The 7,890-nt window shown below is 62.9% G+C and carries 16 protein-coding genes; 9 read left to right on the top strand and 7 right to left on the bottom strand.

The genetic code is table 11. From position 1 onward, the window contains the following. Positions 1-110: 110 nt before the first annotated feature. Entirely contained in the window at positions 111-356 is a 246-nt protein-coding gene (locus AB4061_RS28665) for a hypothetical protein (protein WP_441639630.1), read from the bottom strand. Between the two features lie 345 nt (positions 357-701). On the opposite strand from AB4061_RS28665, the gene AB4061_RS28670 reads away from it, so the two are divergent. The 6 genes from AB4061_RS28670 (at position 702) to AB4061_RS28695 (ending at position 3,736) form a co-directional block, all read left to right on the top strand. Beyond that, positions 702-905, top strand: coding sequence for a cold-shock protein (locus AB4061_RS28670; RefSeq protein ID WP_006157950.1), 204 nt, complete (start codon positions 702-704; stop codon positions 903-905). Between the two features lie 97 nt (positions 906-1,002). Continuing rightward, positions 1,003-1,899, top strand: coding sequence for a S1 family peptidase (locus AB4061_RS28675; protein WP_441639631.1), 897 nt, complete (start codon positions 1,003-1,005; stop codon positions 1,897-1,899). A gap of 61 nt (positions 1,900-1,960) precedes the next feature. Beyond that, positions 1,961-2,245, top strand: a complete 285-nt coding sequence (locus AB4061_RS28680) for a hypothetical protein (RefSeq protein ID WP_043344135.1) — start codon at positions 1,961-1,963, stop codon at positions 2,243-2,245. Between the two features lie 192 nt (positions 2,246-2,437). Continuing rightward, positions 2,438-2,761: a hypothetical protein gene (locus AB4061_RS28685; protein ID WP_441639632.1), complete on the top strand. Its 324-nt coding sequence runs from the start codon at positions 2,438-2,440 to the stop codon at positions 2,759-2,761. Between the two features lie 95 nt (positions 2,762-2,856). Then, positions 2,857-3,141 (top strand): hypothetical protein, encoded by a 285-nt coding sequence (locus tag AB4061_RS28690; RefSeq protein WP_150988690.1) that lies wholly within the window; start codon positions 2,857-2,859, stop codon positions 3,139-3,141. Positions 3,142-3,361: 220 nt separating this feature from the next. Then, on the top strand, positions 3,362-3,736 hold the full coding sequence (locus AB4061_RS28695) for a hypothetical protein (protein WP_441639633.1): 375 nt from the start codon (positions 3,362-3,364) through the stop codon (positions 3,734-3,736). A 72-nt stretch (positions 3,737-3,808) separates the two neighbouring features. Here the strand turns inward: AB4061_RS28695 and AB4061_RS28700 are convergent, their stop codons facing one another. From AB4061_RS28700 to AB4061_RS28710, 3 genes are all read right to left on the bottom strand, one after another. Continuing rightward, a complete protein-coding gene (locus tag AB4061_RS28700) occupies positions 3,809-4,063 on the bottom strand; it encodes a translation initiation factor 1 (RefSeq protein WP_441639634.1) in 255 nt (84 codons plus the stop codon). A gap of 80 nt (positions 4,064-4,143) precedes the next feature. Next, positions 4,144-4,365 carry a translation initiation factor IF-1 gene (gene infA, locus AB4061_RS28705; RefSeq protein ID WP_006157957.1) on the bottom strand — a complete coding sequence of 74 codons (222 nt, stop codon included), beginning with the start codon at positions 4,363-4,365 and terminating at the stop codon, positions 4,144-4,146. Positions 4,366-4,440: 75 nt separating this feature from the next. Then, positions 4,441-4,734, bottom strand: a complete 294-nt coding sequence (locus AB4061_RS28710; RefSeq protein ID WP_441639635.1) for an isochorismatase — start codon at positions 4,732-4,734, stop codon at positions 4,441-4,443. Positions 4,735-5,231: 497 nt separating this feature from the next. Here AB4061_RS28710 and AB4061_RS28715 point away from each other — a divergent pair, with 497 nt between their 5' ends. Then, on the top strand, positions 5,232-5,432 hold the full coding sequence (locus tag AB4061_RS28715) for a hypothetical protein (protein WP_441639636.1): 201 nt from the start codon (positions 5,232-5,234) through the stop codon (positions 5,430-5,432). Positions 5,433-5,467: 35 nt separating this feature from the next. On the opposite strand, the gene AB4061_RS28720 is transcribed toward AB4061_RS28715, so the two are convergent. Further along, positions 5,468-5,710, bottom strand: coding sequence for a hypothetical protein (locus AB4061_RS28720; protein WP_043344153.1), 243 nt, complete (start codon positions 5,708-5,710; stop codon positions 5,468-5,470). A 110-nt stretch (positions 5,711-5,820) separates the two neighbouring features. Beyond that, on the bottom strand, positions 5,821-6,090 hold the full coding sequence (locus AB4061_RS28725; RefSeq protein ID WP_006157961.1) for a hypothetical protein: 270 nt from the start codon (positions 6,088-6,090) through the stop codon (positions 5,821-5,823). Positions 6,091-6,315: 225 nt separating this feature from the next. Here AB4061_RS28725 and AB4061_RS28730 point away from each other — a divergent pair, with 225 nt between their 5' ends. Both AB4061_RS28730 and AB4061_RS28735 read left to right on the top strand, forming a co-directional pair. Beyond that, positions 6,316-6,453 carry a hypothetical protein gene (locus AB4061_RS28730; RefSeq protein WP_006157962.1) on the top strand — a complete coding sequence of 46 codons (138 nt, stop codon included), beginning with the start codon at positions 6,316-6,318 and terminating at the stop codon, positions 6,451-6,453. A gap of 218 nt (positions 6,454-6,671) precedes the next feature. Then, positions 6,672-6,893 (top strand): hypothetical protein, encoded by a 222-nt coding sequence (locus tag AB4061_RS28735; protein ID WP_043344159.1) that lies wholly within the window; start codon positions 6,672-6,674, stop codon positions 6,891-6,893. Between the two features lie 376 nt (positions 6,894-7,269). On the opposite strand, the gene AB4061_RS28740 is transcribed toward AB4061_RS28735, so the two are convergent. After that, positions 7,270-7,890, bottom strand: a 621-nt coding sequence (locus AB4061_RS28740; protein ID WP_441639637.1) for a tripartite tricarboxylate transporter permease, incomplete at its 5' end; no start/stop codon positions are given.

Raw genomic sequence — 7,890 nt, forward strand, 5'->3', positions numbered from 1 at the left:
GGCGCGGCAGTGGTGGTGGTGATTGCCAGCTACTGGGCTTGCGGGGCTTGTTGCGCCCGTCTTGGTGGTGTGGTGCTATGGCGCCGCGTCGATGCGGGCGCGTGCCTGGATCATTGAAGGTTCGGGACCGGCGCCTGCGCTTGCTGCGGCGCTAGCTGCCAGCCCTGCGCATCGACGTTCTTGCCGTCGCGGTAGATCCAGCCGGTGCCACAGGCCTGGCACACAAAGGTACTGACTGTCATCGCAGGGCGGCGTGGCACCTTGATGCGCTGCGTGTCGGTGATCCTGAGCAACGCATGGCCTGGCGAGCCACCACGGTTGGTGTCGATGGCGAGGCAGGCTGGGCAAGGCGACATGCGGAATCCGACGGCGGAAGGTGGGTGACTGTAGCACGTTCATGCTGCAATAAACCGCCGCCGCGAGCTTGTGCCTGTTCACGCACGCGGGCGCGCGGCAGGCGCGGAAAAGACCTTACCCGCAACCAATGAGGCACTTAATGAGGCGCTTTTCTCTTCTGTAAGTTGACATGCCTATCCCATCCCTGTATAAACGTTGGTGCAGGATCTTTCAAGCGGTTACTCAGATGTTATGGATCGTCCCCTCCAAGCGGCGATTCGTTTGCTCCATGTTCCTTCCTTGATCGTCATGCCTGGTGAGCATCAGGCTCATCCAGAACTTTTAAGGTTTAAAGGATATCCAGCATGGAAACCGGTACCGTMAAGTGGTTYAACGACTCCAAGGGCTTCGGCTTCATCACCCCTGACGCAGGCGGCAACGACCTGTTCGCGCATTTCTCGGAAATTCAAGGCGGCGGTTTCAAGTCGCTGCAAGAAGGCCAGAAAGTGCGTTACGTCGCAGGCGTTGGCCAAAAGGGCCCCGCAGCGACCAAGATCGAGCCGATCTAATCGAGCCGATTCGAATCGCCTAGAAAGAAGCCCCGCTCAGCGGGGCTTTTTTTTTACCGACCGGGAATCATCGAGGTGCGCAAGCGCATAAAACATCATGCCTATGGTCGAATCCATCCTTCTGGCCGCCGTCCGGGTCTCGTCCTTCGAGGGTCAGCAGCCGCTGACCAACGCGAGCGGATTCTTCTTCGAGCGCGATGGCCGGCTCTTCGTGGTGACCAGCCGCCATGTGGTGTTTGACGAGCCAAGCAAGCACCACCCGGACCGTATCGAGATCGAACTGCACAGCCAGCCGGAAAACATGGCCGACTCGATCGGCTTTTCGATTCCGCTGTACCGTGACGGGCTTGCCGTCTGGCGCGAGGGCGAGGATGGTGGCGGCCCGGTCGATGTCGCGGTGGTGGAGATCGAGCGCAAGGCGTTGCCGTCCAAGCTGCTCTACCGGGCCTTCACGCCGGAGCATCTGGCGCAGCCTTCCGATCGCGTCGAGGTGGGCGACTCCCTGTTGATCGTCGGATTTCCCCTGGGTTTTCATGACGCGCTCCATCATCTGCCGGTTGCGCGCCAGGCCGTGGTCGCGTCCGCGTACGGATTGCGTTTCCAGGGCCAGGGTTTTTTCCTGACCGATGCCAGGACTCACCGCGGCACCAGCGGCGCGCTCGTGGTCTCGCGCATGCGCGACGGCCGGGGCGACAAGCTGGACCTGCCGTGGATGCTGCTCGGCATCCACTCGGCTCGCTTCGACGTCGGCTCGCGCGACCTGGCGGAGGACGAAGTGCTTGGGCTGAACTCTGCCTGGTATGCGGACATGCTGCTGACCCTGACCGAGCCGGTGGCGGCAAAGCCCGCGCGGACCGCGCCTGGCGCTGCCGCTACCCCCGCCGCCGCTGCGCCCCCCGTTGCCGCCGCCGCCGCTGCTGGCAATGCGCAAGCCACGCCGTCGGCTGCCCCGGCGGCTGCTTGCGCGCCAGCCGCGCCTGCTCGGCCAAAATAAAGGTCATGGAGCGGCTCCCAATAGGAGTAGAGTGGGGTTCAGTGGAACTGTGGAGTGCATCATGGACGTCAATCCGATTGCCAGCTACAAAGGGTTCGACTTATACCCTCTCGTGTACAAGCACGCCGTGGTGCGCACCTGGCCGGAACGCAGGCCGGACCGGACCTTCGATGCCGCTGTCGTGATCTGCCGCGAAGGTGGCGAGCCCGAGGGAACGCAGGCCCGTACGTTCCGCCTCGACACCGTGCCGTGGGACAACGTCGGCGCTGCGCGCCGTGGTGTCGTTCGTTACGCCGAGGACATCATCAACGGCGCGATTCCCGGGCAATCCGTCGTCTCGCTCTGACGCCCGGAGCGATATGCGGCAATGTCCGTCGTTGCACGAGGATGACGCAGGCGCGCCTGCCATGTCCTCGCCTGTCCGTGGCTTGGCCGAGCTGCCAGCCACCGCTGCATCGTCGCCAGTTGACGAGATCCCCGGAGTGTCCTGCTTGTCCGTCGGAACGACGGCGCGCCGATCGTTCGTCGGTGCATCGTCATGCTAGATCTCGTTGCCTTCGTGAAGCCCGTCCTTGACGAGATCACCGGGCAAGACGTCAGGATCTGGTCGGCAGGGCAACGCGCGGTGACGGCAAACTGGCAGATCCCTGATGCCAGGAGCTTTACCTGGTCAGCCAGGGCGCTTGAAATCGAGATGGCGCAGGACGTCGCGGAGCAACTGAGCAACGCGGACCAGGACGCCTTATATCAACTACAACGCAGCCTTGACCGGTATCTGCGCGCACGCCTTGGCGTCCATTGCAAGCAGGACAAGCCAGGGAACGCGATCGTGATTGTCGTCGATCGCCTGTTGGCTCCCTAGCTTGCCCGCGTGCTGGCGCATTGGGCCTCGGCATTGGCCATTGCGAGCGAACCGGCACAAGGCCAGTTGCGGCATCCAGCCGCCTGGAGCACTACATGAACAATACGCCTTCCGCCTGCTACAAAGGTTTCGACCTCTATCCGCTGGTGTACAAGATCCAGCCCGCTCAATCCTGGCCGAGGACCAAACCGGATCGCAGCTTCAACGCGTCCGTGGTGATCTGCCGCGAAGGCCATCGGCCCGGCAGTGAGCGCACGCGCGTGTTCCGTCTGGAAAGCACCCCTTGGGAGAATATCGGCACGGCGCGCAGGGGTGCCGTGAAGTTCGGTGAAGATATTATCAACGGGCTGATCCCCGGGGAGTCTGTCGCTACGCTGTAACGCGGCGCCGGCAGAATCTGGCCGAGCCGCGCGGCGTCGCCCGTGCCTGCCCTTATGCCGGCGTTGCCAGCTGGTATCGTAGGGCTGGCCCGGCTGCCGCCAGGCAATGGGAAAATGGGAAGCAAGAGGAAACGGGACCGCGCCGTGCAATGCCCGCTCTGCCGGTCCACCTGTCAAAACCTGCCGTGCGCAGTTGCGCCGGCCCGCGAGCGCATACGTCATGAACAAGGTTGCCACACCATCCAACTTCCTTTGCACGCTGCCGGGGCAAGGCAAGGGCATCGCCTACCATGTAGCCGTCAGCTTTCTCGACTCCAGTCATCCGACGGGTGTGCGCTTCACCAGTTTCGTCGGTGAGGGCAGGCGTTCATTTGGGGTTCAGGCCAACGAGGCGGCCTTGCGGGGCGAAATGGTCGACAGCTTCGAGGCATTGTGCCGGCTGGCGATCGGGCAAGCGATTCGTGACAATCTCTATGACAAGGCCGGCGAAGGAGACTACGTGCTGGACCTGGGGGCGCAGCCTTTCGAGGGCGAGTTGCGCCCGGTTGGTTCGCGCGTTGGTGTCAGCATGCCGCGCATGCGGTTTCCCGGCTGAGCCAGCGCGTCTCCTGGCGCTGGCACGGGCGCGCAGAGCGCCCGGAAGATCGTGCTGGTCCGGACTGCCCAGCTAGACGCCGAATGCCGGGCTGCCGAAACGGTCCAGCAGCGATTCAATCAATGCCATGTCTTCGGTCTGCGGCGTCCTGTCTTCCGTGGCGCGCGACGGGCCGCAATAGGTTGCGGACACATGCCTGCGCACGGTTAGCACTTCATCCGCGGGGCGCTCCACCGTGACTTCCGGTCCCGGCACGTGGCGATAGCTTCCGCCTACCCAGCCACCTGGCGTCAGGTGCATCTCTTCCCATTCTTCGCTGATCGACATGTTTCTTCCTTTCGTTAGAGGGTGGGAGGGGCCGCGGGCCAACAGCTTGACGGCGCGGCAGCGTTTCCGGCCAACCAGTATCAGTACTTGTGGCGGTAGTTGATCCGGCCCTTGGTCAGGTCGTAGGGCGACATTTCCAGCGTGACGCGATCGCCGGCCAGGATACGAATGCGGTTCTTCTTCAGGCGGCCGGACGAATAGGCCCACACCTGGAAACCATTTTCCAGGATGACGCGAAAACGGTTGTCCGGCAGTACTTCCGATACTTGTCCACCAAATTCCACTAGTTCTTCTTTAGCCAAGGATGATCCTTTTGCAGCAAGACCTGCTGCACTGTAGGTTGAGACGCATGCGGGTTGCTTTTCGTGCGGCCGGCTTTATTGCAGGCGCATATCGGCAGCGACGCTCTCGGCCGCGCGTCGGGCGGCCTGTTTAGCCTGGGCTTCGGTGCCATGCGTGGCATGGCGCATCGAGACGTTGGCGACGATGCATTCGGAGCCGTTCTTGTATTCGGCGATCAGATAGGTCGCAAACCACACGCCTGGCTCTTGTTGTATCGGGTAGACCGACACGGTGAACGGATTGGCGCGGGTGGTGCGGGTGGTGCTATTGGTGCGATTGATGCTTTGATTCAAGGTGTTGCCCTTAAGCGGGCGGACGATCTGAGGCAACGTTGAGCGCACCTCGTGGTGCGCCGCGTGCTCTCTTCTGGCGATCGGTCGCCGTGTTTGCGTTGTCCAGCAACGTCAGGTCTCGCGCATTAGCGCGAGAAAGGCAGCTGGTGATGAGTGGACCGTGCTTGCGCAGGCTGATGCGCCAGGTACATGCGCACAGGTTACGGAGCGGACATGCCGCCGGGTCGGGATGGTGATGGGCGGTTGTCGCCCTGAACGAATCGGGTGTACGCCCGACAGGCTGCCATTAATATTTTGATGGTGTCTGGCAGCCGGCACGTTTGGGCCGACGAGAAGAGGGTCGGCGAACGGCCAAGACTGGCGATGATACCATTTTCCGTCAATCGGCGCTCGCCCGCGGATTTGCGCGTACGATAGGCATGGGCCTTGCGCATGGTGCCGCTCGTGGCGCTGGTGTGGTCCGGCGCTACCTGTCGTATCCCGGGGAAGCCGGTGCCAGAAGCCGGGCAGGCAGTAACTGAACGAGGTGATCGATGCCTGAGAGTTTTTTCTATCTGGGCCACTACGTCAATCTGGAGTTGACGCAGCGCACCTTCGGCCAATGGAACTGGGTCTACACGCTGGATACGCACGGCCGTTTTGAAAACCAGGGCGATGCGTTCAGCTCGCGCGAGCTTGCCATGGCGGATGCCCTGGAGAACGCCAAGGCCCGGATCGAGCGCCTGGGGCACTAGTTAAGTGGCACCAGGGCACCAGGCGCCTGGCCGCCTTACTTCCCCTCGTCGGGAATGTTGTATTGCGCCTGCAGCGTGGCCGTGAACGGCCGGATCTTCTCGATGCAGGCCGCGCTGTCGCCGCCTTCCATGGTGGACAGGTTCCAGTTGCAGCCGCCCGCGTCCGGCGCATGCCAGCAAACGTCGCCGAAGCAGGCGCCGCTGCATTCCGCGAATTTCTGCTGCTCGGCGCGAATCATGGCGCGCAGTTCCGCCTTGTTCTTGATCTGTCGGTCCATTGTCGTCTCCTGTCGTTTCGTGGGGAAGTCTTGCTGGGCGTAGCTGCGGCCAGGCCGGTCAGGGCGGCCGCGCGATGGACTGCAATTCCGGGCGAATCGAGGGGGCGGGACTACTTGCGCTTGACGAAGGTCGACATGTCGTCGATGACGGTCCTGGCATAGGACACGGCCAGGTCGATGGCATCGTGCGGCGTGTGCGCGACATGCTCGAGCAGAGGTGGTACCAGCCTGAGCGAGCCGCTGTCGCCGCTGACCTGCGTGATGGTCACGGTGGCGAGAAAGCTCGCCCGTGCGAGTTCGGCATTGGCGCTTTCGTCGAACGAGCGACGTACATTGGCCGAAACCTTGAACCCCTTGTAGATCGCATGATTTTGAGACATGTTGATCTCCTTTCTTCAACGAGCATACGCTGTTTGCCTGGTGGCGTCCGATTTACTTGGCCGGGCGAGGGCACGCGGGTATCGGCCGGCGGCCGAAGGCGATCCTCCTGCTTGCGTCATGCGCAGGCGCCTCGCGCGCGATATTTCCCTGAACGCTGTAGTAAGCGGGTATGCTGGATCTGCCGCCYGGCACGCAATGCAGCAACCCACTCGTGGAGACACACCATGGCCAAAGGTCAACTACGCGGCAATCGCGAAACCAAGAAGCCCAAGCAACCCAAGAAGCCGGTCGCACCTGCAGCACCGTTCGGTGCCGTCCAGTCGCGCGTTGGCAATGATGGCGCAGCAGGCAAGAAGAAGTAATCAAGGCAAGGCGCGAATAAAGCGCGAACAAAGCGCTAATGCGCAACTGAGACGGAACGTCAGGCTGGACCGTGCCATCTTGCGTTGCAGCAAGACGCCCGGGGTGCCGCCGCTGCCGGCGTGCTTCCGTTCAGCACCTGACGCTCACCCGAGGCGGTGGCGGTGACAAGCTGCCGCCGGGGCGTTCGAGACACCGGGAGTGCAAGATGAGGCGTGACATGTCCTTCGCGGACCGCGTGCTGACGGCACTGCGCGCTGACAGCCAGGCGATGATGACGGATCTCCAGCTCGCCAAGGCGCTGGGCAATGCCGATGCATCCAAGCTCAGCCACCATTTATTGCTGCTTCAGGATTCGGGCCTGGTCGCCAAGACCGCTACCTCCGGGTGGCGCCTGACCTGGGCCGGCCACGACCGCGCGGAAGCGCGCAGCGTGGCCTAGCCTAGCAAACAAACCACACGCCTTAAAGAACAAAGCCCGTGGCCATGCCGGCACGGGCTTTGTCACGCTATTTCTTGTCGGCGGGCTGCACGGCTTGCGGGTCGAACTGGCCGGGCTGGGAGGGTTGGCGTTTCTCGCCGGGTTGCTGGAAGTGCGTCTTCCAGGGTGTGGTCGGCACTCTTTGCTGACCAGGCTGCCTGGGACTGTAATGCATTCAATACCCCCATCGATGTCCTTCCGTGCCGGACCGGCACTCTCCCAGTGTAGGCGGATGCCGGTCCTTTCCCTAAGAGGCCATTTCCAAAAGATGCTGGCGTCGTCGCGCGGCCTTGGCCGATCCACTTGTACTGTCTGCGGCGGCGTCGCCATGCCGGCGTCATTCCTCCTGGAATGCTTCCTCGCGCTTGGCCTTGATCGACGGCAGGGCAACGATGCAGACCAGCAGCCCGGCCGCGATCAGCAGGCCGAGCGACAACGGACGGGTCAGGAACACGGTGAACGTCCCCCGCGACAGCAAGAGCGCGCGACGGAAGTTCTCTTCCATCATCGGCCCCAGCACGAAGCCCAGCAGCAGCGGCGCCGGCTCGCACTTGAGCTTGATGAACAGGTAGCCGATCACACCGAAGCCAGCCGCGGTGAAGACGTCGAAGGTCTGGTTGTTGACCGAGAACACGCCGATGCAGCAGAACACCAGGATGGCCGGGTACAGGTAGCGGTAGGGCACCTGCAGCAGCTTGACCCAGATCCCGATCAGCGGCAGGTTGAGGATGATCAGCATCAGGTTGCCGATCCACATCGAGGCGATCAGGCCCCAGAACAGCGCGGGGTTGCTGGTCATGACCTGCGGGCCCGGCTGGATGTTGTGGATGGTCATCGCGCCCACCATCAGCGCCATCACGGCGTTGGGCGGAATGCCCAGCGTCAGCAGCGGGATGAAGGAGGTCTGCGCCGCGGCGTTGTTGGCCGATTCCGGACCTGCCACGCCTTCGATGGCGCC

Origin of the sequence: Cupriavidus sp. YAF13 (assembly GCF_052113425.1) — a bacterium.
Taxonomy (GTDB): Bacteria; Pseudomonadota; Gammaproteobacteria; order Burkholderiales; family Burkholderiaceae; genus Cupriavidus.